This is a genomic window from Microbacterium sp. CCH5-D1 (genome assembly GCF_001557335.1).
GTDB lineage: Bacteria > Actinomycetota > Actinomycetes > Actinomycetales > Microbacteriaceae > Microbacterium > Microbacterium oxydans.
In genome coordinates this window covers 1-340 of sequence record NZ_LSJW01000318.1, presented here as the reverse complement: position 1 = coordinate 340, position 340 = coordinate 1, and the positions used below count along the sequence as shown (strand labels likewise).

Here is a 340-nt window from a genome sequence, read left to right as displayed (position 1 = left end):
GGCGGGCACGAACCGCCCCACCGTCGCGGCAGGCTCCGAGTCGGTGGCGGTCTCGTCGGCGGTGGAGGTTAGCGGACTTCGCGCAGGAAGCGGATCGTCGCCGCTTCGGCCAGCAGGCTCTGGTGTTCTTCCAGGTACTGCCTCGGGATCTCCGCTTCGACCAGACCCTCCAAGAACCAAGTCGGCACGGCCCAGTCTTTGGCTTTCTGCTCCAGGTCGACCGTCGAGGGCATCAGGTCGGGGGCGTCTTGCATCCGCTCGGCCCAGGTCACCAGATTCTCGTCCGACGGCCGGGTCTGCTCCCACTCCTCGCGGGCCTCGTCCAGCGGCAGGCTCGGGT

General features: G+C 68.5%; 1 pseudogene. It reads right to left on the bottom strand.

From position 1 onward, the window contains the following. Positions 1–68: 68 nt before the first annotated feature. Positions 69–340: pseudogene (locus AX744_RS20910) on the bottom strand (hypothetical protein); the annotation flags it as partial.